Annotated in this window: 27 protein-coding genes; 24 read left to right on the top strand and 3 right to left on the bottom strand. The window is 74.1% G+C overall.

Annotated elements, in window-relative coordinates; translation table 11 throughout:
- Positions 1-47: 47 nt before the first annotated feature.
- From QSK30_RS27890 to QSK30_RS27820, 15 genes are read left to right on the top strand one after another with little or no spacing between them, the layout of a single operon-like run.
- Positions 48-1,160 carry a Gfo/Idh/MocA family protein gene (locus tag QSK30_RS27890; protein ID WP_285507263.1) on the top strand — a complete coding sequence of 371 codons (1,113 nt, stop codon included), beginning with the start codon at positions 48-50 and terminating at the stop codon, positions 1,158-1,160.
- Positions 1,157-1,483, top strand: a complete 327-nt coding sequence (locus QSK30_RS27885) for an antibiotic biosynthesis monooxygenase family protein (protein WP_285507262.1) — start codon at positions 1,157-1,159, stop codon at positions 1,481-1,483. The genes QSK30_RS27890 and QSK30_RS27885 overlap by 4 nt, the downstream gene beginning before the upstream one ends.
- Entirely contained in the window at positions 1,480-2,673 is a 1,194-nt protein-coding gene (locus QSK30_RS27880) for an FAD-dependent monooxygenase (protein WP_285507261.1), read from the top strand. The genes QSK30_RS27885 and QSK30_RS27880 overlap by 4 nt, the downstream gene beginning before the upstream one ends.
- A 16-nt stretch (positions 2,674-2,689) precedes the next feature.
- Positions 2,690-3,415: a SchA/CurD-like domain-containing protein gene (locus QSK30_RS27875; protein ID WP_285507259.1), complete on the top strand. Its 726-nt coding sequence runs from the start codon at positions 2,690-2,692 to the stop codon at positions 3,413-3,415.
- Positions 3,412-4,338, top strand: coding sequence for an NAD(P)-dependent oxidoreductase (locus tag QSK30_RS27870; protein ID WP_285507257.1), 927 nt, complete (start codon positions 3,412-3,414; stop codon positions 4,336-4,338). Before QSK30_RS27875 ends, QSK30_RS27870 begins: the two co-directional genes overlap by 4 nt.
- Positions 4,335-5,279 carry an amidohydrolase family protein gene (locus QSK30_RS27865; protein ID WP_285507255.1) on the top strand — a complete coding sequence of 315 codons (945 nt, stop codon included), beginning with the start codon at positions 4,335-4,337 and terminating at the stop codon, positions 5,277-5,279. Before QSK30_RS27870 ends, QSK30_RS27865 begins: the two co-directional genes overlap by 4 nt.
- Before the next feature lie 15 nt (positions 5,280-5,294).
- Positions 5,295-5,726 carry a cupin domain-containing protein gene (locus QSK30_RS27860; protein ID WP_285507253.1) on the top strand — a complete coding sequence of 144 codons (432 nt, stop codon included), beginning with the start codon at positions 5,295-5,297 and terminating at the stop codon, positions 5,724-5,726.
- Positions 5,723-6,991 (top strand): beta-ketoacyl-[acyl-carrier-protein] synthase family protein, encoded by a 1,269-nt coding sequence (locus QSK30_RS27855; RefSeq protein WP_285507251.1) that lies wholly within the window; start codon positions 5,723-5,725, stop codon positions 6,989-6,991. Before QSK30_RS27860 ends, QSK30_RS27855 begins: the two co-directional genes overlap by 4 nt.
- Positions 6,988-8,220, top strand: a complete 1,233-nt coding sequence (locus QSK30_RS27850) for a beta-ketoacyl synthase N-terminal-like domain-containing protein (protein WP_285507250.1) — start codon at positions 6,988-6,990, stop codon at positions 8,218-8,220. The genes QSK30_RS27855 and QSK30_RS27850 overlap by 4 nt, the downstream gene beginning before the upstream one ends.
- A 37-nt stretch (positions 8,221-8,257) precedes the next feature.
- Positions 8,258-8,533, top strand: coding sequence for an acyl carrier protein (locus QSK30_RS27845; RefSeq protein ID WP_285507248.1), 276 nt, complete (start codon positions 8,258-8,260; stop codon positions 8,531-8,533).
- A gap of 1 nt (position 8,534) precedes the next feature.
- On the top strand, positions 8,535-9,008 hold the full coding sequence (locus tag QSK30_RS27840) for an SRPBCC family protein (protein ID WP_285507247.1): 474 nt from the start codon (positions 8,535-8,537) through the stop codon (positions 9,006-9,008).
- A complete protein-coding gene (locus tag QSK30_RS27835; RefSeq protein ID WP_285507245.1) occupies positions 9,005-10,180 on the top strand; it encodes an acyl-CoA dehydrogenase family protein in 1,176 nt (391 codons plus the stop codon). Before QSK30_RS27840 ends, QSK30_RS27835 begins: the two co-directional genes overlap by 4 nt.
- Positions 10,181-10,206: 26 nt before the next feature.
- Positions 10,207-11,376, top strand: coding sequence for an acyl-CoA dehydrogenase family protein (locus tag QSK30_RS27830; RefSeq protein ID WP_285507244.1), 1,170 nt, complete (start codon positions 10,207-10,209; stop codon positions 11,374-11,376).
- Between the two features lie 44 nt (positions 11,377-11,420).
- Positions 11,421-11,759, top strand: coding sequence for a TcmI family type II polyketide cyclase (locus tag QSK30_RS27825; RefSeq protein WP_285507243.1), 339 nt, complete (start codon positions 11,421-11,423; stop codon positions 11,757-11,759).
- Positions 11,756-12,799 (top strand): methyltransferase, encoded by a 1,044-nt coding sequence (locus tag QSK30_RS27820; RefSeq protein ID WP_285507241.1) that lies wholly within the window; start codon positions 11,756-11,758, stop codon positions 12,797-12,799. Before QSK30_RS27825 ends, QSK30_RS27820 begins: the two co-directional genes overlap by 4 nt.
- Before the next feature lie 72 nt (positions 12,800-12,871).
- Here QSK30_RS27820 and QSK30_RS27815 read toward each other — a convergent pair whose 3' ends face one another.
- Positions 12,872-13,645: an SDR family NAD(P)-dependent oxidoreductase gene (locus QSK30_RS27815; RefSeq protein WP_285507237.1), complete on the bottom strand. Its 774-nt coding sequence runs from the start codon at positions 13,643-13,645 to the stop codon at positions 12,872-12,874.
- A gap of 86 nt (positions 13,646-13,731) precedes the next feature.
- Here QSK30_RS27815 and wrbA point away from each other — a divergent pair, with 86 nt between their 5' ends.
- The 7 genes from wrbA (at position 13,732) to QSK30_RS27780 (ending at position 21,159) form a co-directional block, all read left to right on the top strand.
- Positions 13,732-14,349 (top strand): NAD(P)H:quinone oxidoreductase, encoded by a 618-nt coding sequence (gene wrbA / locus QSK30_RS27810; RefSeq protein ID WP_285507235.1) that lies wholly within the window; start codon positions 13,732-13,734, stop codon positions 14,347-14,349.
- Entirely contained in the window at positions 14,346-15,755 is a 1,410-nt protein-coding gene (locus QSK30_RS27805) for an MFS transporter (RefSeq protein WP_285507234.1), read from the top strand. The genes wrbA and QSK30_RS27805 overlap by 4 nt, the downstream gene beginning before the upstream one ends.
- Before the next feature lie 475 nt (positions 15,756-16,230).
- Complete coding sequence (locus QSK30_RS27800) at positions 16,231-16,683, top strand: MarR family winged helix-turn-helix transcriptional regulator (RefSeq protein WP_285507232.1); 453 nt, start codon at positions 16,231-16,233, stop codon at positions 16,681-16,683.
- Positions 16,684-17,040: 357 nt separating this feature from the next.
- The gene (gene accA, locus QSK30_RS27795) at positions 17,041-18,645 is read left to right on the top strand and encodes an acetyl-CoA carboxylase carboxyltransferase subunit alpha/beta (protein WP_285507230.1); all 1,605 of its coding nucleotides are present in this window, start codon (positions 17,041-17,043) and stop codon (positions 18,643-18,645) included.
- On the top strand, positions 18,642-19,088 hold the full coding sequence (locus QSK30_RS27790) for an acetyl-CoA carboxylase biotin carboxyl carrier protein (protein ID WP_285507227.1): 447 nt from the start codon (positions 18,642-18,644) through the stop codon (positions 19,086-19,088). Before accA ends, QSK30_RS27790 begins: the two co-directional genes overlap by 4 nt.
- Before the next feature lie 2 nt (positions 19,089-19,090).
- Positions 19,091-20,464, top strand: coding sequence for an acetyl-CoA carboxylase biotin carboxylase subunit (locus QSK30_RS27785; RefSeq protein WP_285507226.1), 1,374 nt, complete (start codon positions 19,091-19,093; stop codon positions 20,462-20,464).
- Positions 20,461-21,159, top strand: coding sequence for a TetR/AcrR family transcriptional regulator (locus QSK30_RS27780; protein WP_285507225.1), 699 nt, complete (start codon positions 20,461-20,463; stop codon positions 21,157-21,159). The genes QSK30_RS27785 and QSK30_RS27780 overlap by 4 nt, the downstream gene beginning before the upstream one ends.
- A gap of 41 nt (positions 21,160-21,200) precedes the next feature.
- On the opposite strand, the gene QSK30_RS27775 is transcribed toward QSK30_RS27780, so the two are convergent.
- Together QSK30_RS27775 and QSK30_RS27770 are read right to left on the bottom strand one after the other, a co-directional pair.
- On the bottom strand, positions 21,201-22,247 hold the full coding sequence (locus tag QSK30_RS27775; protein WP_285507224.1) for a methyltransferase: 1,047 nt from the start codon (positions 22,245-22,247) through the stop codon (positions 21,201-21,203).
- Positions 22,248-22,363: 116 nt separating this feature from the next.
- Complete coding sequence (locus QSK30_RS27770) at positions 22,364-22,981, bottom strand: TetR/AcrR family transcriptional regulator (protein ID WP_285507223.1); 618 nt, start codon at positions 22,979-22,981, stop codon at positions 22,364-22,366.
- Between the two features lie 189 nt (positions 22,982-23,170).
- Here QSK30_RS27770 and QSK30_RS27765 point away from each other — a divergent pair, with 189 nt between their 5' ends.
- Complete coding sequence (locus tag QSK30_RS27765; RefSeq protein ID WP_285507222.1) at positions 23,171-24,388, top strand: ABC transporter substrate-binding protein; 1,218 nt, start codon at positions 23,171-23,173, stop codon at positions 24,386-24,388.
- Complete coding sequence (locus tag QSK30_RS27760; protein WP_285507220.1) at positions 24,385-25,251, top strand: SDR family NAD(P)-dependent oxidoreductase; 867 nt, start codon at positions 24,385-24,387, stop codon at positions 25,249-25,251. The genes QSK30_RS27765 and QSK30_RS27760 overlap by 4 nt, the downstream gene beginning before the upstream one ends.
- The last annotated feature ends 5 nt before the right edge of the window (positions 25,252-25,256 follow it).

Raw genomic sequence — 25,256 nt, 5'->3', positions numbered from 1 at the left:
GCCGCGGATCGAGAACACATCCCACGAGGACCGGGAGGTCGTTGGTCGTGTCGAGAACCATCAGGGTCGGCGTGCTGGGCGCGGGCTGGGGAGCGGGACTGCACCTGGAGGGGTTCCACCGGACCCCGGGGGTGGAGCTGACCGCGATCCACAGCCGGACCGGGGAACGCGCGCGGCGGCGCGCCGCCGAGTACGGGATCGGGCTGGTGGCCGACTCGGTGGCCGAGCTGGTCGAGGCGGTCGACGTGGTGTCGGTGGCCACCCCGCCGGACGCGCACCTCGAGCCGGTGCGGCTGGCCGCGGCCGCGGGCAGGCACGTGCTCTGCGACAAGCCGCTGGCCGCCGACCTGGACTCCGCGCGGTCCATTGTGGACGCGGTGACCAGCGCGGGGGTGCGGCACGCCAGCGGGTTCATCTGGCGCGACGACGCCGGGCTGCGCCGGGTGCGCGACCTGGTCGCCGATGGCGCGATCGGGAAGCTGGTGGAGATCCAGTCCAGCTGCCCGCTCGGTGTGCCGCCGCTGCCCGCCACCTGGATGTACCAGGCGGACAGCGGCGGCGGGGCGCTGGCCCAGCACGGCAGCCACGTGATCGACCGGGCCAGGTGGCTGGTCGGCTCGGAGCTGACCAGGGTGCGCGGGCGGCTGACCCACGACCTGACCGAGGCGGTCGCCCCCGAGCGGTTCCACGACATCACCGACGCGTTCGACTGGGCCCGGCGCAACGCGGGCGCGCCCGCCGACGGCCCGCGGGTACCGGTCACCGCCGACACCGGCTACGAGTTCAGCGGCGACTTCGCCAACGGTGTCCGGGCCCGGTTCTGGGAGGCCTGGCACCTGCCCGGGCCGGTCGACGACGAGGTCGTCCTGCACGGCGAACGCGGCGCGCTGCACTGGCGGGGTCCCGCCGGGGTGTGGCTGCACCGGCCCGGTCGGGACGCGGAGCGGGTCGAGGTGGCCGACTCCACCGCCTCGGGGGCGAACACCCCGCGCGAGGCGGGGCTGGTCAAGTGGGCGGCGCTGGCCGGGGCGTTCGTCGAGGCGATCGCCACCGGGACCGACACCGGGCACCCGACCGTGCTCGACGCCTGGCACGTGGCGGCGGTCTCCGACGCGGTGCGCCGCAGCCACGACTCCGGCGGCTGGGAGGACGTGGCATGAGCGCGGCGGGCTACCGGGTGCTGTTCATGCTACGCGTGCGCCCGGGTGGCGACGAGGCGTTCCTCGCCGCCTACGAGCGGGTCCGGTGGGCGGTGGCGGGCACACCGGGTCACCTCGGCGACCAGCTTTGTCAGTCCACAGAGGACCCGGAGCAGTGGCTGATCACCAGCCAGTGGCGGTCGGAAGCGGACTTCCTGGACTGGGAGCGCACACCGGGGCACCGCGACCTGGCGGCGCCGATGCTCGAACTGGTCACCGAACGGCGGTCGCTGCGCTACGCGGTGGTGCACGAGACCGTGTTGCCGAACGGGGCACCGCGATGAGCGCGGTACTGGTGGCGGGAGCAGGCATCGGCGGCATGGCAACCGCGATCGCCCTGCGCCGCAAGGGTTTCGACGTGACGCTGCTGGAGCAGGCCGACGAGGTGCGCGACGGCGGAGCGGCGCTGGGCGTGCAGTCCAACGCCGCCGGTGCGCTGCGCGCGCTGGGCGTGGCCGAGCCGGCGCTCTCGGTCGGGGTGCCCGTGCGGGAGTACACGCTGCGCTCGTGGCGCGGCCGGGTACTGGCCCGCTGGTCGCTCGCCGACCTCGCCGACGAACTGGGCGCGCCGAGTGTGACCGTGCCGCGCCACGTGCTGACCACGGCGCTGCGCTCGGCGCTGCCGGACGACGTGGTGCGCGTGGGCACGCGGGTGGAGCGGGTGACCGAGGACGCGAGCGGTGTCGTCGCGCACCTCCCCGGCGGCGAGCGCGTGCGCGGAGACCTGCTCGTCGGCGCGGACGGTCTGCACTCCGTCGTCCGCTCCCACGTGGCCGGACCGACCGGGCCGCCGCGGCACGCCGGCTACAACGCCTGGCGCGGCAAGGCCCCGGTCGCGGTGGCACCGGTGGCCGAGGGCACCGCCATCCACCTACTCGGCACCGGGCGCACGGTGGGCTGCTGGCCACTGCCCGACGGTCGAACCTATTGGGTCGCAACGCTCGCGGGCGGCGCCGACGACCGGCCGAGCGCGGCGGGGCTGCGGTCGGCGCTCGCTGGGGCCGCCGAGCCGGTCGCCCGGGTCATCGCCAGCACACCACCGGAATCGCTGCTGCGCACGCCGATCCACGACCGCGACCCGCTCACCGACTGGCACACCGGCCGGGTCGCGCTGCTGGGCGACGCGGCGCACCCGATGCAGCCGACCACCGGCCAAGGCGCCGGGCAGGCGCTGCTCGACGCGCTGGCCCTGGCCGAAGCGCTGACCGGGGTGGACATCACCGACCCGGCGGCCTGCCGGAGCGCCCTGGCCGCCTACCAGCGCACCCGGGCCGAGGCCGCCGCCGGGCACGTGGCCGAGGCCCGCGGCATCGGTCGGATGCACCACGTCGGCTCCCCCGTCGCCGCGGGCATCCGCAACACCGTCCTGACCCTCACCCCGCGCCGGGTGTGGCAGCAGCGCGCCCGCGCCCGGCTCGACGAGCTGGCGCTGCTGTCGGCCGCTGCCGTGCCTACCGAGCAAGGAGAACGCTGATGGAAGGAGAAAGCCGATGGAACGCCACGCACTGACCTTCCCGGTGCGACCGGGGACCGAGGATCGGGTCCGGCGGGTGCTGGGCTCCTACCCGCGCCCGGAGACCGAGATCGGCGGCGGCGCCCGGCTGCTGGGTACGTCGGTCTTCCTCTGGGCCAACCGGGTGCTGCGGGTGCTCGACGTCACCGGGCCGCTCCCGGTGGTGATGCGGCACCTGTCCGAGCAGCCCGCCATCCGGCGCACCGAGCAGGAGCTCAACCCGCTGCTGGTGGAACCGCGTGACCTGACCGACCCGCAGGCTGCTCGGGCGTTCTTCACCCGCGCCATGATGCGCCGGGTAGTGCACCGGGTGACCGACCCCGAGCTGCTGACCGACGGTGGCGGGCGGACCCGGATCGCGTTGCGCTACCCAGTTCGCGAGGGGCGCGGCGGCGACCTGGCCGAGGTGCTCTCGGCCGCGCGGTCGCTGTCGGTCGGCTCGCCGCGGCAGACGGTGTTGGCCAGCACCACGGTCTTCCAGCACACGGACTTCGTGGTGCGCGTGGCCGAGTTCGCTTGCGGGCTCGACGAGGCCGCCGCGCACCTGGGCCGCACCGTGGTCGGGGCGCCCGGCAGCGCGGCGGTCGACGAGCTGCTCCAGCCCGGCTGGCAGATCGGCACCGAGGCCGGGTTCGCCCGGTTCTTCGCCGAGCAGCGGTTGAGCCTGGTCACCGACCGGCGCGCCGAGGGGGTGCCGCGATGACCGGCGGACCGCCGGGGCGCCCCGGTTCGGCGCCCGGCCCAGCCCCGGACCTGTCCGCCTGGACGGTGGGCGTCGTCGGTCTGGGCACCATGGGCGGCGGGATGGCGGCCCGGCTGGCCGACACCGGCGCGCGGCTGCGGCTGCACAACCGGACCGCGGGACGCGCGGCCGGGTTGGCGGGTCGTCCTCGGGTCACCGAGGTCGCGACCCCGGCGGAGGCGGCCCTCGGGGCGCACCTGGTGCTCGTGTCGGTGGCCGACGACGACGCGTTGGCCGAGGTGGTCACCGGCCCGGAGGGGGTGTCTGCGGCGGATCCGCCGTTGGTGGTCAACGCCACCACGGTCTCCCCCGAGGTGGTCCGGGCGCTGGGCGAACGCGTCCCGCTGCTCGACGCGGGCGTGCTCGGCAACGGTGAGCACGCCCGGTCCGGGCAGCTGCGCTGGTACGTCGGCGGCGACGCGGCCCTGCTGGACCGGGCCCGGCCGGTGCTCGACGCCCTCGGCAGGCAGGTGCTGCACCTGGGCCCGGCGGGCACCGGGATGGCGCTCAAGATCGCGCTGAACCTGTTGATGGGCATCGAGATGCAGGCGCTGGCCGAGGTGGCCGCGCTGGCCGAGGGCGCGGGCCTGGACCGGACCACGACGCTCGACGCGGTGGCCGAGAGCGGGTTCGCCGCGCCGGTCATGCGGTACAAGGCGGCCCGGATGGCGCGCCGGTCCTACGACCGGCCGGACTTCCGGTTGCGGCTGATGGCCAAGGACCTCGCCCTGGCCGCGGCCCAGATGGACGCCGCCGGGCTGGTGCTGCCGGTGACCAGGGCCGCCGCGGACACGCACGCGAGCGCCGCGGGCACCGACCTGGCCGACCAGGACTGCGCGGCGATAGCCGAGGTCTTCGGCGACCCGGTGGAGGCGGGCCGGTGATCGTCGACGTGCACGGGCACATCAGCCCGCCGGAGTCGCTGCGGCGGTTCCCGATGCCGCCTTCGCTGGGCGACGTCGAGGGCATGGTCGAGCGGAAGCTGGCCGCGGGCATCGACCTGACGCTGGTCGGCAGCCCGGTCGGCGCGGGGGCGATGGTGCCGGTGCCCGGGGTGGACAACTACGCCCAGGGCACCGACGCGCTGCGCGCCTTCCACGACTGGCTGGCGTCGCGGGTGACGGCCTTCCCCGAGCACCTGCGGGCGCTGGTCTACGCCAACCCCTTCGGCGGCACCGAGCACCTGGGCGCGGCCGCGCAGACCTATGTGGACGGTGGGTTCGTCGGCTTCGTGGTGAACACCAGCGTCGCGGGCCGCTACCTCGACGACCCGGCGGCCGAGGAGTTCTTCGCCATGGCGGCCGAACTGGACGCGCCGGTGCTGCTGCACGCGCCCGCCCAGCCCGCGGCGGGCACGGGGCTGGCCGACTTCCGCCACATCGAGCAGCTGGGCCGGTTCTGCGACGTCACGATCGGGGTGGCCTGCCTGGTGCTCGGCGGGGTGCTGGAGCGCCACCCCGGGCTGCGGCTGGTCGCCACCGCGGCGGGCGGGGCGCTGGCCCTGCTCGCCGAGAAGCTGGACCTGGTGCACCGGCCGCCGCACTGGGCGGCGCCCGGCGGCCCACCCACCCGGCCACTGCCGCTGAGCGCGCCGCCGAGCGCGTACCTGCGGCGGATCTGGGTCGACACGTCCTCACCCAGCCCGGTCGCGCTGGCGGCCAACCTGGCGACCTTCGGCGCCGACCGGCTGCTGCTGGGGACGGACTCGCCGCCGCTGGTGGGCATGGAGGTACCCGTGCTGTCCGCGATCGGTGCGCTCGCGGTCGACGACGACGAGCGCGCGGCCATCCTCGGCGGCACCGCCGCGGAGCTGTTCGGTCTGTGAGCCAAGGAGACAACGATGATCGACAACGACAAGGCGCCCGAGGCGGCGCACAGCAGGCGGTCCGACCGCCACGCGCACCTGGTCAACGAGGCCGACATTCCCGCCGACCGCAGGCGGGGCGGCGAGATCCGCACCCTGCTCAGCCCGCGCAACGCGGCGTCGGTGTCGGGGTTCATGGGGGTGGCCCGGCTGGAGCCGGGTGAGCGCATCGCCGAGCACTACCACCCGTACTCCGAGGAGTTCCTCTACCTGGTGGCGGGTGATCTCGTGGTGGACCTCGACGGCGAGCCGTGGCCACTGCGCCCGGGGGACGCGCTGCTGGTGCCCCCGGGCACCCGGCACCGGCTGCGCAACGTCGGCGACACGCCGGTGCGGTGCGTGTTCCAGCTCGGTCCGCTGGCGCCGCGGCCGGAGCTCGGCCACGTCGACACCGAGGCGGCGTCGTGACCGTCCGGGTGGCGGTGACCGGGATCGGTGTGGTGGCCCCGGGCGCGATCGGGGTGCGGGCGTTCTGGGACCTGCTGACCTCGGGCCGGACCGCGACCCGCGCCATCACGCTGTTCGACCCGGCGGGGTTCCGCTCCCGCATCGCGGCCGAGGTCGACTTCGACCCGCTCGCGGCGGGCCTGGACGCCGCGACCGCCGACCGGGTCGACCGGCACGTGCAGCTGGGGCTGGTGGCCGCCCGGGAGGCGGTGGCCGACGCGGGCGTCGAGCTCGGCGCGGTCGACCCCTGGCGGACCGGGGTGTGCGTGGGCACCGCGGTCGGCTCCACGATCCGGCTCGAGGAGGAGTACGTGGCCGTCTCCGGCGGCGGCGCCGACTGGCTGGTGGACCCCGCGCTCGGGCACCAGGACCTCTACCGGGCGCTGGTGCCGAGCACGCTGGCGGCGGAGGTGGCGACCGCGCACGGCGCGGGTGGGCCGGTGCAGACCATCTCCACCGGTTGCACCTCCGGGCTCGACGCGGTCGGCTACGGCGCCCGGATGATCGAGGAGGGCCGGGCCGACGTCGTGCTCGCGGGTGCCGCCGACGCGCCCATCTCACCGATCACGGTGGCCTGCTTCGACGCGATCAAGGCCACCAGCACCCGCAACGACGACCCCGGGCGCGCCTCGCGCCCGTTCGACGCCACCCGGGACGGCTTCGTCCTCGGCGAGGGCGCGGCGGTGCTGGTGCTGGAGGAGCTCGGGCACGCGCGCCGCCGCGGCGCCTCGGTCTACTGCGAGGTGGGCGGGTTCGCCACCTTCGGCAACGCCTACCACATGACCGGGCTGACCGCGGGCGGCGTCGAGATGGCCCGGGCGATCACCGTCGCGCTGGAGCGGGCCGGGGCCCGGCCGGACGAGGTGCGCTACGTCAACGCGCACGGGTCGAGCACCAAGCAGAACGACCGGCACGAGACCGCCGCGGTCAAGCGGAGCCTGGGTGAGCACGCCAGGCGGGTGCCGATGAGCTCGATCAAGTCGATGATCGGGCACTCGCTCGGCGCGATCGGCAGCCTCGAGCTGGCGGCCTGCGTGCTGGCGGGCGCCCGCGGTGTGGTGCCGCCCACCGCCAACTACGAGTACCCCGACCCGGAGTGCGACCTGGACTACGTGCCCAACACCGCCCGGGAGTGGGACACCGACCTGGTGCTCAGCGTCGGCAGCGGCTTCGGCGGCTTCCAGTCCGCGGTCGTGCTGGACCGGGCCGGGCGGCGGGCCCGGTGAGCGGGACCGACCGGACGGCGGTGATCACCGGCCTGGGGGTGGTGGCCCCCACCGGCCTGGACACCGCGGCGTTCTGGCGATCGGCGTTGGCAGGCGTCGACGGGGTCGGGCGGATCACCCGGTTCGACCCGGCGCGCTACCCGGTGCGCAGGGCCGGGGAGGTGGTCGGCTTCGATCCTCGGTCCTCTGTGGAGGCTCGGGTGCTGGTGCAGACCGACCTGTGGACGCATTTCGCCCTCGCGGCCACCCAGCAAGCTCTCACCGAGGCCGCGCTCGACCCGGCCGCGGGCAGCGGCTTCGAGATCGGGGTGACCACCTCGGCCTCCTCGGGCGGCAACGCCTTCGGCCAGCGCGAGATCGAGGCGCTGTGGGCCAGGGGGCCGCGGTTCGTCGGGCCGTACCAGTCGATCGCCTGGTTCTACGCGGCTTCCACCGGTCAGATCTCGATCAACCGGGGGCTGCGCGGGCCGTGCGCGGTGGTCAGCAGCGAGGCCGCTGGTGGGCTGGACGCGCTGGGGCACAGCCGGGGGGTGATCCGGGCGGGCGGGCGGGTCCAGGTCACCGGCGGCACCGAGGCGCCGGTGAGCCCGTACGCGCTGACCTGCCAGCTGAAGTCGGACCTTCTGTCCACATCGGACTACCGACCGTTCTCCCGGCACGCGCGGGGCTACCTGCCGGGTGAGGGCGGCGCGGTGCTGGTGGTGGAGGAGGCGGGGCACGCGGCGGCACGCGGGGCGCGGCCGCTGGCCCGGATCGCCGGACACGCGGCGACCTTCGCGGGTCCACCCGGCGACGGCGTCGGGTGGACCCGCGGCGCCGACGCGGTGGCCGCGGCGATCCGGTTCGCCCTGGCCGACGCCGACATCTCGGCGACCCAGGTGGACGCGGTCTTCGCCGATGGGATGGGCGTGCCCGCCGCGGACGCCGCCGAGGTGGCCGGACTGCGCGCGGCGCTCGGCCCGCGGGCGGCCCGGGTCCCGGTGACGGCGGTGAAGGCGGGTCTCGGCCGCGCCTACTCCGGCGCCGCCGCGCTCGAGGCCACCGCCGCGGTGCTGGCGCTGCGCGACGGGCTGGTGCCACCGACCCCCGGTCTGGCGGCGGCCGACGTCGACCACGACATCGACCTGGTCACCGGCGGGGCGCGGGCGGCCGACCTGCGGCACGTGCTGGTGCTCGCCCGCGGCTACGGCGGGTTCACCTCGGCGCTGGTGCTCGCGGCCGCGGGCTGACGGACACGGCATGAGAACACATCGAGAGGGAGCGACGATGACAAGCACACGACCCGACGGGTTGACCGACGAGGTGACCCCGATCGAGCTGGCGGCCCTGCTGGCCAAGGGCACCGGCGAACGGATCGAGCTGGACCGGCTGACCGACGAGCTGACCTTCGACGAGCTCGGTGTCGACTCGCTGGCGCTGCTGGGGGTGATCACCGTGCTGGAGCGCGACCGCGGGGTGGTGCTGCCCGACGACGCCCAGCAGATCACCGCCGTGCGCGAGTTCCTCGGCGTGGTCAACAGCGCGCTGGCGAAGGTGGTGTGAGGTGGCCGGGCACACCCGCAGCGAGATCGTGATCGACGCGCCGATGGACCTGGTGTGGGCGCGCACCAACGACGTGGCGGGCTGGCCGGAGCTGTTCACCGAGTACGCCGCGGCCGAGGTGCTCGACGAGCGCGACGGCGTGGTCCGGTTCCGGCTGACCATGCACCCCGACGAGCAGGGCCGGGTCTGGTCGTGGGTGTCCGAGCGCAGGCCGGACCCGCTGACCCGGACGGTGACCGCGCGGCGGGTCGAGCCGGGCCCGTTCGAGTACATGGAGCTGCGCTGGACCTACGAGCCGGTGCCCGGGGGCGTGCTGCTGCGCTGGGAGCAGGACTTCGCGATGCGGCCGGACGCGCCGGTCGACGACGCCGGGATGACCGAGCGGATCACCGTCAACGGCGCCGCCCAGCTGGCGGTGATCCGGGACCGGCTGGAGGCCGAGGCCCGGGTGTCCGGCCCGGGGCGGCAGGGGTGACCGCGGTGGCGCTCGACCCGGTCGGCGCGGCCCGTGCGCTGGCCGCGGACCTCGCGGCCGGGGCGCTGGAGGTGGAACGGGCCAGGCGGTTGCCCCCGGCCCTGGTGACCCGGCTGCGCGCGGCGGGCCTGTTCACCCTCGGGCTGCCGCGCTCCCTCGGGGGCCTGGAGAGCCCCGCCGGGCAGATCATCGACGCCGTCGAGGCGGTGGCCCGCGCCGACGCCTCGGTCGGCTGGGCGGTGCTGATCGGCAACACCTCGGCGTTCCTGGCCTGGCTCGACCCGGCGGTGGCCAAGACGTTCACCGCGGGCCCGACCGGGACGGTGCTGGCCGGGTCGATGGCGCCGTCGGCCCGGGGCGAGGTGGTGGACGGCGGGGCGGCCTACCGGGTCACCGGCCGGTGGGCCTTCGCCAGCGGCTGCACCCACGCGGACGTGGTGATGGGCGGGTTCGTGGTGACCGAGGACGGGGTGCCGGGCCGGACCGCGCACGGGGCACCGCTGCTGCGGGTGGCGTTCCTGCGCGCCGACCAGGTGGAGGTGCACGACACCTGGCGGGTCGCGGGCCTGGCGGGCACCGGCAGCCACGACATCTCGGTGGCCGACGTGGTGGTGCCCGCCGAGCACACCGCGGTCCCGTTCGCCGAGCGGTCGGTCGAGCCGGGAGCGCTCTACCGGTTGACGCCCTACACCGTGCTGATGGTGCTGTTCGCGGGCTTCCCGCTCGGGGTGGCCGGGCGCGCGCTGGACGAGCTGGAGTCGTTGGCGGGCACCAAACGCCGGGTCGGGTCGGGTCGCCCGCTGATCGAGGACCCCGGCGTGGCCACCGCGGTGGTCGCCGACCGGGCGGCGCTCGACGCCGCCGGGCTGCTGGTGCGGGACCGGGCCGAGCGGGTGTGGGCTCGGGTGGCGGCGGGCGGCGAGCCGACGCCCGCCGAGCGCGCTGACCTGGCCTCGGCGACGCTGCACGCCTTCGACGTCGGCCGGGAGGTCGTCAGCCGGTGCTTCACCGCGGCGGGCGCGTCCGCGCTGGCCGAGGACGCGCCGCTGCAGCGTTGTCTGCGCGACCTGCACGCCGCCGGACAGCACATCGCGTTCTCGGCCGACTCCCGGATCAGGGTGGCCAGGACGCGGCTCGGACTCGTCGTGCCGCCCGCGATGTTCGCGGTATGAGCGGCCTGGACAGGGGAGGAACCACCGTGCCCGTGCACACCGCGCCCGACTGGGCGCTGGAGGCCGCCAAGCCGATCGCGGCCGACCTGGCCGACCGGGTGGCCGACATCGAGGCGGCCAGGACGCTGCCCACCGACCTGGTGGAGCGCTTCCGCGCGGCCGGGCTGTTCAGCCTCGCGCTGCCGCGGTCGCTGGGCGGCCCGGAGTGCGCGCCGCTGGCCGTGCTCGACACGGTGGCCGAGGTGTCCCGGGCGGACGCCTCGGCGGGCTGGAGCCTGCTGATCGGGCAGGGCTCCGGTTTCCTGGCCTGGCTGGACCCGGCGGTGGCCGGGCGCCTGCTGGCGGGCACGCCGAACCCGGTCATCGCCAGCTCGATGGCACCGGCCGGGCGGGGCGTGCCGACCGACAACGGTTTCGTGCTCGACGGGCGGTGGCCCTACGTCAGCGGGTGCCTGCACAGCGACTGGGTCCTGCTGGCCTTCGCGGTGGCCGATCCCAGTGGTGAACCGGTCAGCGGGCCGGGCGGGGCGCCGGTAGTGCGGATGGCGTTCGTGCCGTCCGGGGAGCTCGCGGTGCTCGACACCTGGCGCGCGGCCGGGTTGCGCGGCACCGGTAGCCACGACGTGGCCGCGCGGGAGGTGCGGGTGCCCGCCGAGCTCGTCATCGACCCGCTGTTCGAGCGGGCCAAGGTGGGTGGTCCGCTCTACGGCGCGTCGATGTTCAGCTTCCTCATGATGATGATGGCGGGCTTCCCGCTCGGGGTCGGCAGGCGGGCGCTCGACGAGTTCGCCGCCACCGCGCGGCGCAAGACCAAACCCGGCACCGACGTCCCGCTGGCCGAGGACGAGGGCGTCCAGCACGACCTGGTGCTGGCCGAGACCTCGCTGCGCGCGGCCAGGGCGCTGCTGGTGGCGGCGATCGGGGACGTGGTCGAGGCGGTGGGCCGCGACGCGGCCGACCCGCCGGTCCGCGCCCGGCTGGCCGCGGCGGTCGTGCACGCCATGACGACGGCGCGGGAGGTGGTGCAGACCGCGTTCCACGCCTGCGGCGCGAGCGCGCTCTACTCCTCGCACCCGTTGCAGCGCTGCTTCCGCGACATCCACGCCGCGGCGGCGCACGTGGCCTTCAGCCAGGACAGCGTGCGCCGCCTGGGGCGCATCGAGCTCGGGCTGCCCGCACCCACGTTCCTCGTCTGACCGACGACCGTCCACTTCAGACGATGTGGACCGGAAGGAGACCCATGAAGCACACGCTGATCGTGGCCAGGATCGCCGACGGGGCCGAACGGGCCGTCGCGGACATCTTCGCCGCCTCCGACGAGACCGAGCTGCCCGGGCGGATCGGGGTCCGGTCCCGGACGCTGTTCGGCTTCCACGGCCTGTACCTGCACCTGATCACCGCTGACGACGACGTCCGGTCGACCGTCGAGCACAGCAGGCAGGACCCGCTGTTCCGGCGGGTGAGCGAGGACCTGCGCCCGCACATCGCCCCGTACGACCCGCGGACCTGGCGCTCCCCCGCCGACGCGATGGCCACGCCCTTCTACCACTGGGAGAACCAGGAGGTGACCGGGTCATGAGCACGCCCACCAAGACGGGGAACCCGCCCGCGGGTCTGGCCGACCGCGGCGTGGTCATGCGGGTGATGTTCGGCGCGTGGCTGCAGCAGGCGCTGTACGTGGCGGCCAAGCTGGACGTGGCCGACGCGCTGGCCGACGGCCCGCGCGCGGCCGCGGACCTCGCGGACGCGGTGGGGGCGGACCCGACCGCGCTGACCCGGTTCCTGCGCGGGCTGGGCGCGGTCGGGGTGTTCGACGAGCCCGCGCCCGGGGTGTTCGCGCTCAACGGCCCGGCCGAGTACCTGCGATCGGACACAGTGGACACCCACAAGTACATCGCCATCCTGCACGGGGAAGAGGCCTACGCCGCGTGCGCCGAGGCGCTGCACACCGCGCGGACCGGGAAACCCGCGTTCGACAAGGTGTACGGCACGACGTACTTCGATTACCTGGCCGAGAACCCGGGCGCGCGCTCCACCTTCGACCAGGCGATGGGTCGCGAGACCGCGGTGCCCCAGGTGGTGGCGGGCTGCGACTTCGGCGACGTGGGTGTGGTGGTCGACGTCGGCGGCGGCACCGGCGCGCTGCTGGCCGCGGTGCTGGGCGACCGGAACGGCTTGCGCGGCGTGCTGTTCGACCTGCCCGCCGCCGTCGCCGCGGCCACGGCGAACGTGGCCCGGCTCGGCTTGGCCGACCGGGTCGAGGTGGTCGGCGGCGACGCGTTCGAGGCGTTCCCACCGGGCGGCGACGTCTACAGCATCTCCCGGGTGCTGCACGACTTCGACGACGAGCAGGTGCTCACCGTCCTCGGCAACGCGCACCGGGCCATGCGGCCGGGCGCGCGCCTGTTCGTCTTCGACGCGCTGCTGCCGGACCGGCCGGGGTTCAACCCGGGCCGGTTCGCCGACCTGGGGATGCTGATGGTCCTGGGTGGCCGCTACCGCACACAGGCGGAGCTGTGCGGGCTCGTCGAGCGCGCGGGCCTGCGGGTGGTCGCGGTCCGCCACGCCGAGGGCGGCGACCCGCGGGCGGAGAGCGTCATCGAGGCGACCCGCGACTGACCCCGGTGCCGGGCGCGACAGCGGCCCTGGAGTCCACTGTGGACTCCAGGGCCGCCGCGCCGCGCCGGTGGGTCAGGACACCCCGCCGGTGACGTGGACGATCTCGCCGGTGATGCTCTGGTTCGCCTGCGAGGCCAGGAAGACCACGGTGTCGGCGACGTGCGTGGACAGCGGCAGCCTGCCGGTGGGCAGCCTGCCGGTCTGCTCGTCCATCAGCGCCTGCGGGATCTCGAAGGGCAGGTCCTTGCCGTCGATCACCCAGCCGGGCAGCACGACGTTGACCAGGATGCCGTCGCCGCCGACCTCCCAGGCCAGGCTGCGGCTGGCGCCGTGGATGCCGGACTTGGCCGCGGTGTAGGCGACCGAGCCGACCATCCCGCGCTCCACCAGGGAGGTGGACAGGTTGACGACGCGCCCGGATCCACTGGTGCGCAACGCGGGTAGCGCCGCGTAGAGCACCCGCAGGTAGCCGGTCAGGTTCGCCTCGACCAGCGCCTCCCACGCGGGCCGGTCGCTGGTCTCGAAGCGCGCCGGACCCTCGGTCGGGCTGTGGTCGGCCCAGCGGACGGCGTTGTTCACCAGCACGTCGAGCCCGCCCCAGTGCTCGACCACGGTCCGCACCAGGGCCTCGGGCGCGGCCGGGTCCTCGAGGTCGAACGGTGTGACGAACGCCTGCCCGCCCGCCTGCTCGACCCGCGCGGCGACCTTGTCGGCGGCGTCCCGGTTGTTCTTGTAGGTCAACGCGACCCGGGCGCCCTCCCGGCCGAACGCCACGGCGGTCGCCGCGCCGATGTTGGACGATCCGCCGGTGACGAGCACGGCGCGATCGCTCAGTCCGAAGTCCATGCGAGCTCCTTCACGAAGATAGTTACCCGACTAACTATATGCTAGCCTCGGGGCCGGAGTCGACCAGCCGGACTGGGGAGAATCGGATGACGGTCAAGACACTCGTGGCCTACTACAGCGCCACCGGCACGGTCCGCCGACTGGCCGAGGCGGTCGCCGAGGGCGCCGCGAAGGCGGGCTCGGACGTGCGGCTGCGCCGCCTCGCCGAGACCGCGCCCGCCGCCGTGGTCGCGCAACGCGCTGACTGGCAAGGGAATCTGGACACCAGCGCGCACCTGGAGCCGCCGACGCACGACGACCTGCGCTGGGCGGACGCGGTGCTGCTCGGCACGCCGACCCGCTACGGCAACCTCGCGTCGCCGCTCACCGCGTTCCTGGAGACCACCGGTCCACTGTGGTTCGCCGCGGAGCTGGCCGACAAGGTGGCGGGCGGTTTCACCAGCGCGGGCAGCGCGCACGGCGGGCACGAGTCCACGCTCTTGGCCCTGTCACACGTCTTCCACCACTGGGGTGCGATCTACGTTCCGGCGGGCTACGTCGGCGACGTCCTCCAGTCCGCTGGAAACCCCTACGGTGTATCAGCCCTGGCGGGCCACGACACCCCTGGACCGTCCGAAGTGGAGCTATCGGCCGCGCGCGCCTACGGTGCCCGGGTCGCCGCGGTCGCCACCCGGCTCACCCGCTCGGGGGAGCACGCGGGATGACCGCGGCCGAGCCCGCGGCCTCGGTCACCGACTCGCGCACGAGCCGCTGGGGCGCGGTCGTGGCAGCCGGGCTGGCGGTGTTCGTCAGCACCGTGGACATGAACGTCGTCGGCGTGGCGCTGCCGACGCTCGGGCAGCGGTTCGGCGCGGGCCCGGGGGCGGTCCAGTGGGTGGTGCTGGCCTACGTGCTGCCGCTGGTCGCCCTGGTGCTGCCGGTCGGCCGGTGGGCCGACGGGGCGGGGACCCGGCCCGCGTTCCTGTTGGCGGTGCTGGGTTTCGGAGCCGCGAGCGTGCTGGTGGCGGCCAGTACCGGACTGCCCGTGATGATCGTCGCCCGCGGCGTGCAAGGGGTGTTCGGGGCCCTGGTGGCGGCGCTGGTGATGTCGGTGATCGGCCGGTCGGTGCGCCCGGCCGACGCCGGGCGGGCGATGGGGCTGGTGGCCGCGGTCGGCCCGCTCGGCGGCGCGGTCGGCCCGGCGCTGGGCGGTGTGCTGATCGCCGAGTTCGGCTGGCGCTCGGTGTTCCTGATCAACGTGCCGGTGTGCCTGGCCGCGGCCTGGCTGGGTCTGCGCTCGATCCCGGCGGGCGACGGCGGCCTGCCCGCGCCGCGCCGCTCGTGGCTCGCCGACGCCCTGCTGCTCGGCGCCGCGGGGTCCGCGCTGATCCTCGGGCTGCAGGAGCTGGGCAGGCCGGGCGCGCGGCCGCCGTGGGCCTTCGCCCTGCCGGTCGTGGCCGTCGGCGCGGTCGCGCTGTGGGTCAGGCGGCCCGCGGCCCGACCGGTCCGCGCGGTGCTGGCCGACTCCCCGGTGCGCGGCTGGCTGCTGGCCCTGCTGGCGGGCGGCGTGGTCAGCGGGGCACTGGGCTTCCTCACCCCGTACCTGTTGGCGGGGACGCTGCGCGTGCCCACCGCGCAGGTGGGTTTGGTCATGCTGGCCATGCCCGCCGGGATGGTGCTGTGCGCACCGCTGGGCGGGGTGCTGGGCGACCGCTGGGGGCAGCGCCGCACGGCGCTGGCGGGCACCTGCCTGATGCTGGTGGGCGCCGCGCTGCTGGTCCCGGCCGCGACCGACTGGGGGCCGACCGGGGTCGCCTGGCGGCTGCTGCTGGTCGGCGCCGGGTCGGGTTTGCTGGCCGCCCCGGCGCAGGCGGCGATCATGACCGGGGTGCCGCCCGCGCGCACGGCCACCGCGGGCGCGCTGTCCGCCCTGCTGCTCAACGTCGGGTTCGCCCTGGGGCCCGCGCTGGGCTCGATGACCTGGGGGCTGCGCGGGAACTCCGCGACCGGGATGGCCACCGCGTTCGCCACCGCAGCCGTCGCCGCGGCGGTCTCCACCGCCTGCGTCACCCTGGTCCGGGGGCGGCGGGCCCGCAACGGCGCTCCCCACGCCACCCGGCACTCCCCCTGAGCCGGTCGGGCCCGCACCCCGGGTGGACGACCAGGGCTTTCCGCGTCGCGGTCGCCCTGGTCGTCCACTTAATGTCCGGCGCGGCCGCCCATTTGCGATCGGCCGCCGCGAACTCGTTCCGTGCTAGTCTGCTGTGATCCGGCTCGCGGGCCGGACACCGCGACACAGGCGCTTGGGGGCGGCACGCGGCGAGATGGGGGAAGAACGTGGCTGTTCTGCGAGCATTGGGGAATTGTTCCGCCGCGTGGCCGATCACCGCCAAGCGGATTCGTCCGTTCGGCGCACCGGCTCAGCCTGGGGAAATCGGCGAGACCGGTCCGCGGATCGAGTGCGGCTCACCACCAACCGGCGATAAATCGACGGGACCCGTACCGACGATATCAATGACCTGACGTCGAAACGGCTTTCTGGGAGGCCTGATGGCTGAGCTGACGACCGCACCGACCACCGGCTCCCCGGGGGCGCGGTGACCAGGGTGGACGACACCGTCCTGCACGAACTGGTGCAGCTGGCCAAGTCCTCGCGCAACGAGCTGGCCAAGGAGTTGGCCAAGGTCGACCTCTACATCGGCCAGGAGCAGGTGCTGCTCGCGCTGTGGCGCCACGACGGCCTCAGCCAGGCCGAGCTCGCCGAGCGGGTGCAAGCCGTGCCGCCCACGGTCACCAAGATGCTGCAGCGCATGGAACGCGGCGGCTTGGTCCGCCGGGAGCGCGCCGACGGCCGGGGGCGGGTCAGCCGGGTCTTCCTCACCGAGGCGGGCCGGGCGCTGCGCGCCGACATCGAGCGGCTCTGGGCGGTGGTCGAGTCCCGGCTCACCGCCCGCCTCGACGACCGGGAGCGCGCCGCGCTGCGCCACCTGCTGCGCAAGGCGCACGGCCGGACCGAACCGGCGACCATGTCCGGAATGGTCGATTACCCGGCTAATTAGTTGGCTAACGGGAACCACTCCCGCTTTCTTTCCGAGACCGGAACTGTTTCGCATCCATCAAGTTCTGGAAATCCTGCCGGAACGCACCCTTGTCATCGGCCTGCGGATCGGGTTCCATAGGCGGAGTCGGCATCGTCACCACGTCGCGTGGTGACACATGGGGGGCATGCGTTCGACAACGCGGTCGAGTCGCGTTCACTTTCTTTCGGCCGGCCTGAATTTCTTCCTATCACTTGGACGGAGGTCGGTGGAATGACGCATGCGATCGGTAGCGAAAACGGTACCGGGTCCGGTTGGCTCCGGTGTGATTCCTGTGACGATATCTCGTTCTGGCGAAAGTGGAATCGCAAGCAGGGTGTGTGCCCGTCCTGCGGGCACCACGCGGCGCTGGACCCGCGGGCCCGGATCGCGACCCTGCTCGACCGGGGCAGCTTCGCGCCGGTGGCGTTCGGCGACGGCCTGCTGGACCCGCTCGGCTTCGTGGACCGCGTCCCCTACCCCGAGCGGCTGGCGGCGGCGCGCGAGCGCACCGGCGAGCAGGAGGCGGTGGTGGTCGGCACCGGCCGGATCGGGGGCGTGGCCACCGCGCTGGCGGTGCTCGACTTCCGGTTCCTGGGCGGCAGCCTGGGGGTCGGGGTGGGTGAGCGGCTGACCGGCCTGCTCGAGCACGCGCTGGTCGAGCGCCTGCCGCTGGTGCTGGTCACCGCCTCCGGCGGGGCCCGGATGCAGGAGGGGGTGCTGTCCCTGATGCAGATGGCCAAGGTCAGCCAGGCGATGGCGGCGATGCGCGCGGCCGGGCTGGGCACCGTGTCGGTGATCACCGACCCGACCTACGGCGGGGTCGCGGCGTCCTTCGCCACCCAGTCCGACGTGCTCCTGGCCGAACCGGGCGCCCGGCTGGGGTTCGCCGGACCGCGGGTGATCCGGCAGACCATCGGCGCGACGCTGCCGCCGGGGCTGCAGACCGCGGAGTACCTGCACGCCACCGGGATGCTCGACCAGGTGGTGCCGCGGTCGCGGCTGCGCGACGTGCTCGCCGAACTGCTCGACCTGGTGGCGGTCGACCGGCGCGTCACCGCACCCGCCCGGCCGCCGCGGGTCCTCGCCGACCGGCCGGTCCGCGCCGACACCCCCCGGGACGGCTGGTCCACGGTGCGGATCGCGCGCGACCGCGACCGGCCGACCGCGCGGGAGTACCTGGCCCGGATGTGCGAGTCGTTCGTCGAACTGCACGGCGACCGGGTGGGCGGCGACTCGGCCACCGTGGTGGGTGGCCTCGCCCGGCTGGGTGGGCGCTCGGTCGTGGTGGTCGGCACGCAGAAGGGGCACACGAGCGCCGAGCTGACCGCGACCTCGTTCGGCATGGCCGGTCCGGACGGGTACCGCAAGGCGCTGCGGCTCTTCGCGCTGGCCGAGCGGCTCGGGCTGCCGGTGGTCACCCTGGTCGACACCCCGGGCGCGCACCCCGGTCCGGTGGCCGAGCGGGGCGGGCAGGCACTGGTGATCGCCGAGTCGATCCTGGCCCTGACCACCCTGCGGGTGCCCGTGGTGGCGGCGGTGGTCGGCGAGGGCGGCAGCGGCGGCGCGCTGGCGCTGGCGGTCGCCGACCAGGTGCTGATGAGCGAGCACGCGGTGTACTCGGTCATCTCGCCGGAGGGCTGCGCGGCGATCCTGTGGGGTCCGGGGCAGGCCGAGCAGGCGGCCAACGCGCTGCGGCTGACCGCCCCCGACCTGGTGGCGCTCGGCGTGGTGGACCGGGTGGTGCCCGAGCCGGACGGCGGGACGCAGGCAGACCACGCCGAGGCGGCGGCGCTGCTGGCCGCGGCGCTGGAGCGCGCCCTGTCCGGGCTCGCCGAACTCCCCCGGGCCGAGCTCGTCGCGCGGCGCCGGGACCGGTTGCGGCGACTGGGCGCCGCACCGGGTGCAGTTGAGCGGACCGAGACCGTGGGGGTGGCATCGTGAGGCAGACGCAGGACGGCGAGGCACTGGTGGCCGCACTGGGGCGGGAGGCGGAGCGCCTGGTGGCCGCTCGGCCGGGAGGGCTGCGCCGGGTGCGCGTGCGCTCGGGCGAGGTGGCCGTGGAACTGGAGTGGGACCCGGCGCCCGCCGGGGTGCCGGTGGTGGACCAGGTGCCCGAGGCGGCGGAGCCCGCCGCGACCGCCGCGGTGCTGGCGCCGATGGTCGGGACCTTCTACCAGGGACCGGAACCGGGGGCGGCGCCGTTCGTGCGGGTCGGCGACGTGGTCGCCGAGGGCGCGGTGGTCGGGATCGTCGAGGCGATGAAGATGATGAACAAGGTGCTCGCCGACCAGGCTGGCACCGTGGCCGCGGTCCCGGTCCGCGACGGCGAGCCGGTCGAGTTCGGCCAGCCGCTGCTCCTGCTGGAGCGGGCGGGGGTGAGCTGACCGTGTTCCGCAAAGTGCTGATCGCCAACCGCGGTGAGGTCGCGCTGCGCGTGGCGCGGACCTGCCGGGAACTCGGGGTCGCCTCGGTGGCTGTGTACTCCACTGCCGACCGTGGCACCGCGGTGACCCGGTTCGCCGACGAGTCCGTCCACATCGGACCTCCGGCCGCCGGGCGGAGCTACCTCAGCGCCCCCGCGCTGCTGGAGGCCGCGCGGCGCACCGGCGCCGACGCCGTGCACCCCGGTTACGGGTTCCTGTCCGAGGACCCGGACTTCGCCGAGGCGTGCGCGCACGAGGGGATCACCTTCATCGGCCCGGACTGGCCGGTACTGGCGCGCCTGGGCGACAAGGCCGCGGCCCGGGAGTTGATGGCCGCGGCCGGGCTGCCGGTGCTGCCAGGCGGTTCGCAGCCGTGCGCGGACGAGGCCGACTGCGCCAGGACAGCGGCGGACACCGGCTACCCGGTGATCGTCAAGGCGATCGCGGGCGGTGGCGGCCGGGGCATGGCCATCGCGCACGACCCGGCGGAGATCTCGGTCGCGTTCCGCGAGACCCGGGCCACCGCGGAGCTGCTCTACGGGGACGACCGGGTCTTCGTCGAGCGGTACCTGCCCCGCGCGCGGCACGTCGAGGTTCAGGTCCTCGGCGACCGGTTCGGCGCGGCGGTGCACCTGGGCGATCGCGACTGCTCGGTGCAGCGCAGGCACCAGAAGCTAGTCGAGGAGACGCCCGCGCCCGGCTTGTGCGAGCACACCCGGGCGGCGATGGCCGAGGCCGCGGTGCGCGGCGTGCGTGCGGCCGGGCTGGTCGGCGCGGCGACGGTGGAGTTCCTGGTGGACGCCGAGCAGCGGTTCTACTTCATGGAGGTCAACGCGCGGCTGCAGGTGGAGCACCCGGTGACCGAGATGACCACCGGGGTGGACGTGGTGGAGTGCCAACTGCGGGTCGCCGCCGGGGAACCGCTGCCGATCACCCAGGAGCGGGTGCGGCCGCGCGGCGCGTCGGTGGAGTGCCGGATCAACGCCGAGGACCCCGAGCAGGACTTCCGGGCCACCCCCGGCGCGCTGACCGAGTTCCACCTGCCGAGTGGACCGTTCGTCCGCGTCGACACGCACTTCGCCCCGGGTGACCAGGTGCCGCCGTTCTACGACCCGCTGCTGGCCAAGGTGGTCACCTGGGGGCCGACCCGGGCCCGCGCGATCGGGCGGATGGTGCGGGCGCTGGGCGAGGTGCGGGTCGCCGGACCGGGGATCCGGCACAACGTCGACCTGCTCACGGCCGTCCTGTCGGACCCGGACTTCCTGGCCGGGACGCACTCCACGCACCTGCTCGACGAGCTGCGGGACCGCCTGCGCACGGGTGTGGGGGCGCGGTGAGCGGGGTGCTGCCCGCGATGGCCGAGCCGTACCCGAGCGCCCCCGCGCCGCGGGAACCCGAGGCGGACCCGCCCGACGCCCGCCCCGGCCGCCGACCGCCCGGTCGGCCGCGCAGCGAGCGGGCCGGTCAGGCGATCATCCTGGCCACGCTGGAGATGCTGGTGGAGGGCGAGTCCATCGACTCGCTGTCGATGGAGGCGGTCGCGGCGCGCGCCGGGGTGGGCAAGGCGACGCTGTACCGGCGCTGGTCGAACAAACGGGCGCTGATCTCCTACGCCCTGGAGTCGCTCTACGAGCCGATCGAGGCGGTCGAGTGCGGGTCGGTGCGCCAGGACCTGATCGCCGCGCTGACCGAGCTGTGCCGCTGGCTGGTGGAGACGACCTCCGGCAGGCTGCTCCCGCACCTGGTCAGCGGCGGGCGGCGGGCCCCGGAGCTCTACGAGCGCTACCTGCGGGCGGTAGTGGAGCCTCGACGGGAGGCCATCCGCGGGATCCTGTTCCGCGGTGTGCGCGACCGGCAGCTGGACCCCGACCTGGACGTGGAGACGACGTTGGGGGTGCTGTTCGGGTCCGTGCTGTCGTGCGTGGCGGTGACGACCGACTTCACCGAGTGCGTCGGCGGTGTGGACGGGGCGGGCGGGGTGGCCGAGCGGACGGTGGACCTCGTGCTGTTCGGCGCGCTGCCCGCGACCTGAGGTCGGCGGTGTGGGTCGCCGGGCGACCCACACCGCCGCGCTCAGCCCGCGGTGACGGCCTCGATCATGCTGTCCACCCTGGGGCTGGTGCCGACCGGACCGTCCCAGCTGCGGACCGCGCGCAGGCCGGACCGCTCCAGCAGCCCGTGCAGCTCCCGCTCGGTGCGGTCCTGCCCGCCGAGCACGACGAGCATGTGCAGGTCGGCCAGCATCGCCGGGTGGAAGCCGCTCTCGTCGGGCAGCAGGTGGTCGACCACGAGCACCCGGCCACCGGGGGCCATCGCCTTGCGGACGGCGGTGAGCAGCTCCACCGCGCGGTCGTCGTCCCAGTTGTGCAGCACCCGGGAGACCACGTAGACGTCCGCCCCCTGGGGCACGGAGTCGAAGAAGCTCGCGCCGATCACCTCGCACCGGTCGGCGACCCCGGCCCCGGCGAGGTGCGCGGGGGCCTCCTCGACACCCGCGGGCAGGTCTTGCAGGACGCCGCTCAGGTGCGGGTGCTCGACGAGCACCTGCGCGATCAGCGTGCCGATCCCGCCGCCGATGTCCGCGACGACCCGCGCGTCGGAGAAGTCGAACTCGGCGAGCACCTCGGGCGGCCGGTCGGTCACGCCCATTGTCCGGTTGAAGATCTCATTGTATTCCGGGTGGGTGGCCAGGTATTCGAAGAAGGGCTCACCGAAAACGTGGTCGAAAGCCGGTTCCCCGGTGCGGACGGTGTGCAGGACATCGCCCCACGCGCGGAAGGTCTCCCCGCCGTGCAGCATGACGCCCCAGCGCAGCGTCCGCGGCTCGTCGGTGCGCAGGGTCCGGCCCAGGTCGGTGAGGCCGAACGCCCGGTCCGGGTGGGCGGCGAGGACACCGAGCCCGGCCAGCGCCCGGCAGAACCGGTAGAGCGCGCCCTCGTGCGCGCCGGTGGCCCGGGCCAGCTCGGCGATCCCCACCGGCGCGTCGGCCAGGTGGTCGGCGATGCCCAGGGCGGCCGCGACGTGGATCGACTGGCTGATCCACGGGCCACCCATGAGGTGCAGCCGCAGCATCCGCTCGTGCGGCGCCTCGGCGCCGTGGTCGCTTTCTTCAGCGGTCATCGAATTCCTCCCCAGGTCGTTGTCATTCAAGACAAGCAGAGCCCGGGAAGGCGGGTCAAGACGACCTTGTCAATTCGGAGGGCAATACGCTACGCCGTTGTTCTGCATTCGGTGAATCATTCCTGAACGGTCCCGTAATGGTGCTCCGGGGTCCTGGGGACGATGCCGTCGAGGAAGGTGGAGACGAAGTCGTCGGCGAAGCGCGACATGGGGTAGTCGCTGGTGGGCTTGAGCCAGCGGACGGAGAGCCACAGGGCGTCGCGCAGCATGCGGTAGAGCACGCGCGGGGGGATGTCGTCGCGGAAGGCACCGGTCTCGCCGCCCGCCTCGAGGACCGTGATCCAGGTCTTCTGGATCGAGTGGGCGGCGACCCGGATGTGGTCGTAGCCCGCCAGGGAAGCCAGGTAGGCGCCGCTGTTCTGGTAGATCTCGGTGGCGTGCGGGTGCGCCTCGATGACCGCCAGCGAACCGCGGACCAGCTCGGTCAGCTCGGTGCGCGGGTCGTGGCCGGCGGCCATGACCTGGTCGTAGCGGACGGCCAGGTCGTCGAGGTAGCTGGTGACGATGGCGCTCACCATCTCGTCCTTGGACTTGAAGTGGTGGTACAGGCTCCCGGACAGGATCCCCACCGCGTCGGCTATCTCGCGGACCGTGGTCGCCACGATCCCCTTGCTGGCGAACAGGTCCGCCGCGTGGTGCAGGATGACCGTGCGCCGATCCGTTGGCCCCGCCATTGTCGCCCCCTTCGCGACCCGCGTTCGCCGGGCCACCCCTCGCTACCAATCAAGCGCTTGTTATACCACATTGGTAACTATCCCAACAGGGCCGCGCCAGCCCTTGACGTGGCGTGGAACACCTTCCTAGGGTACCCGACCAAGCGCTTGCTACGACCTCGTGGCAGGCACAAGCGAGGAGGTCGGCCCGTGCGGAAGCGACTTGGCGTACTTCTGGTGGCGACGGCGCTCTCCGCGACCGCCTGCGCCGCGGACACCGGCGAGCAGGCGGCGCAGCCCACCGACTCGAGTTCCCCCTACCGCATCGTGCAGCTGCTCGGGCAGAACCAGGCCGGTCCGGCGGCGCTGAACGCGAAGGCGGCGGCCCAGGCGTCCAAGGCCGCGGTGGCCGTGCTCAACGAGCAGGGCGGCATCATGGGGCACAAGGTGGAGCTGGAGATCATCGACGACGGTGGTGACCCGACCACCGCGGTCACCAAGCTGCAGGCCCGGCTCAACAGCGGCCCCAAGCCCAACCTGATCCTGCCCGGCAACACCAGCGCCGAGGCGCTGCCGATGGCCCCGATCATCACCGAGGCGGGCGTGTTCTCCGTGCAGCAGGCGTCATCGGACGCGCTGGACAACCCGGCGAAGTTCCCCTACCTGTTCAAGACCCCGCCGATCCCGGCCACCTGGGCCAAGGCGTTCGCCGACTACGCCAAGGGCAAGGGCATCAGCAAGGTCGCGATGATCGCGGGCAAGGACGCCTTCGCCCAGGCCACCGTCGCGGCCACCAAGAAGGCGCTCGCCGACGCCGGGCTCACCCTGACCGGCGAGGAGACCTACACCGCCGAGGACCTGGACATGACCGCCCAGCTGGAGCGGCTGCGCGCGGGCAACCCGGAGCTGGTGTTCATGCAGGGCGCGGGCGCCGCCGTCGGCTACGTGCTGGAGAGCAGGCGCAAGATCGGCTGGACGGACACCCCGCTGGTCGCCGACTCCACCTCGGCGGTCACCTCGCTGCTGAACAAGGCGGCCCCGGACGGCCTGGTCGGCACCCCCTCGGTGCAGAACGTGTCGCTGCAGGTGCTCGCGGGCGCGGTCAAGGGCGGCAAGGCCCCCAACCCGGACTCGCTGGGCAAGATGATCGCGGCGCTGAAGAAGGAGGGCGACATCACCCTGCCGCTCAACGCCTACTTCGCCTACGACGGCATCATGCTGGCCGCCAAGGCGGCGGAGGAGACCAAGACCATCACCGACGCCAAGGCGCAGTCGCAGTGGCTGGAGAAGCTGACCTCCAGCCAGACCGGCGGCTGGGCACTGGCCGGCTACACCTACACGGCCCAGTCCCACGGCCCCGGCGTCGACCCGGCGACGGTGGCGATCGTCCCGGCCTCGACCCTCACCGACGGCCAGTTCTCAGGATGACCCTGCACGACAAGGCGGTCGTCGTCACCGGAGCGGGCCGAGGTCTCGGCGCGGCCTACGCGGTGGCGGCGGCCGCCGCGGGCGCTTCGGTGGTCGTCAACGACATCGACCAGGACGCGGCCGCCAAGGTCGCCTCCGACATCGGCCGGGCGGGCGGGCGAGCCGTCGCCCACCCGGCCGACATCACCGACTGGGACGCGGCCGAGGGCCTGATCTCCCTCTGTGTCAGCGAGTTCGGCGCAATCGACGGTCTGGTCAACAACGCCGGCGTCTTCACGTTGGCACTACCGTGGGAACAGGACCCAACCGAGGCACGCCGACTCATCGAGGTCAACCTCCTCGGCACCCTCGCTTGCGGCACACACGCGCTTCGGCACATGGTGGCCCGAGGCAGCGGAACCGTCGTGAACGTGACCTCGGGCGAACAGATGGGCAAGACCGCGACAGCGGTCTACGGCGCGACCAAGGCGGCAGTGGCGACATTGACCTACTCCTGGTCCCTCGACGCACGCGACCACGGGGTCCGGGTGAACGCGGTCTCCCCCAACGCCCACACCCGGATGGCCGATACCTACCAGGCGTTCCGAGGTTCGGCAGGCACGCAGAACGTCGGCCTGGCACCGGAGGTGAACGCGCCATTGGTGGTGTACCTGCTATCGGACCTGAGCTCGGCAGTGACCGGACAGGTGGTCCGGCTCAACGGGTCCGACCTGATGCTGTGCACCCACCCGGCGGTCCTCGACCCGGTCCTGACCCGTCCAGGGTGGACGATTGAGGCGCTGGCCGAGGCGTTCGCGGGGGAACTGGCGGAGCACCTGCAACCAGTCGGCATCCAGCGAGTCCGCACGGCACCACTGCCGTGAACCGA

Source organism: Actinokineospora sp. NBRC 105648 (assembly GCF_030269645.1).
Taxonomy (GTDB): domain Bacteria; phylum Actinomycetota; class Actinomycetes; order Mycobacteriales; family Pseudonocardiaceae; genus Actinokineospora.
The sequence above is the reverse complement of the archived record's forward strand: the minus strand, read 5'-3'. Positions and strand labels throughout refer to the sequence as shown.

Excerpts from the sequence above, each read along its gene's own strand:
- wrbA (WP_285507235.1), top strand. The coding sequence starts at position 13,732 with ATGACGGTCAAGACACTCGTGGCCTACTACAGCGCCACCGGCACGGTC.
- QSK30_RS27805 (WP_285507234.1), top strand. The coding sequence starts at position 14,346 with ATGACCGCGGCCGAGCCCGCGGCCTCGGTCACCGACTCGCGCACGAGC.
- QSK30_RS27860 (WP_285507253.1), top strand. The coding sequence starts at position 5,295 with ATGATCGACAACGACAAGGCGCCCGAGGCGGCGCACAGCAGGCGGTCC.
- QSK30_RS27770 (WP_285507223.1), bottom strand. The coding sequence starts at position 22,981 with ATGGCGGGGCCAACGGATCGGCGCACGGTCATCCTGCACCACGCGGCG.
- QSK30_RS27880 (WP_285507261.1), top strand. The coding sequence starts at position 1,480 with ATGAGCGCGGTACTGGTGGCGGGAGCAGGCATCGGCGGCATGGCAACC.
- QSK30_RS27875 (WP_285507259.1), top strand. The coding sequence starts at position 2,690 with ATGGAACGCCACGCACTGACCTTCCCGGTGCGACCGGGGACCGAGGAT.
- QSK30_RS27870 (WP_285507257.1), top strand. The coding sequence starts at position 3,412 with ATGACCGGCGGACCGCCGGGGCGCCCCGGTTCGGCGCCCGGCCCAGCC.
- QSK30_RS27820 (WP_285507241.1), top strand. The coding sequence starts at position 11,756 with ATGAGCACGCCCACCAAGACGGGGAACCCGCCCGCGGGTCTGGCCGAC.
- QSK30_RS27845 (WP_285507248.1), top strand. The coding sequence starts at position 8,258 with ATGACAAGCACACGACCCGACGGGTTGACCGACGAGGTGACCCCGATC.
- QSK30_RS27815 (WP_285507237.1), bottom strand. The coding sequence starts at position 13,645 with ATGGACTTCGGACTGAGCGATCGCGCCGTGCTCGTCACCGGCGGATCG.
- QSK30_RS27760 (WP_285507220.1), top strand. The coding sequence starts at position 24,385 with ATGACCCTGCACGACAAGGCGGTCGTCGTCACCGGAGCGGGCCGAGGT.
- QSK30_RS27885 (WP_285507262.1), top strand. The coding sequence starts at position 1,157 with ATGAGCGCGGCGGGCTACCGGGTGCTGTTCATGCTACGCGTGCGCCCG.
- QSK30_RS27825 (WP_285507243.1), top strand. The coding sequence starts at position 11,421 with ATGAAGCACACGCTGATCGTGGCCAGGATCGCCGACGGGGCCGAACGG.
- QSK30_RS27775 (WP_285507224.1), bottom strand. The coding sequence starts at position 22,247 with ATGACCGCTGAAGAAAGCGACCACGGCGCCGAGGCGCCGCACGAGCGG.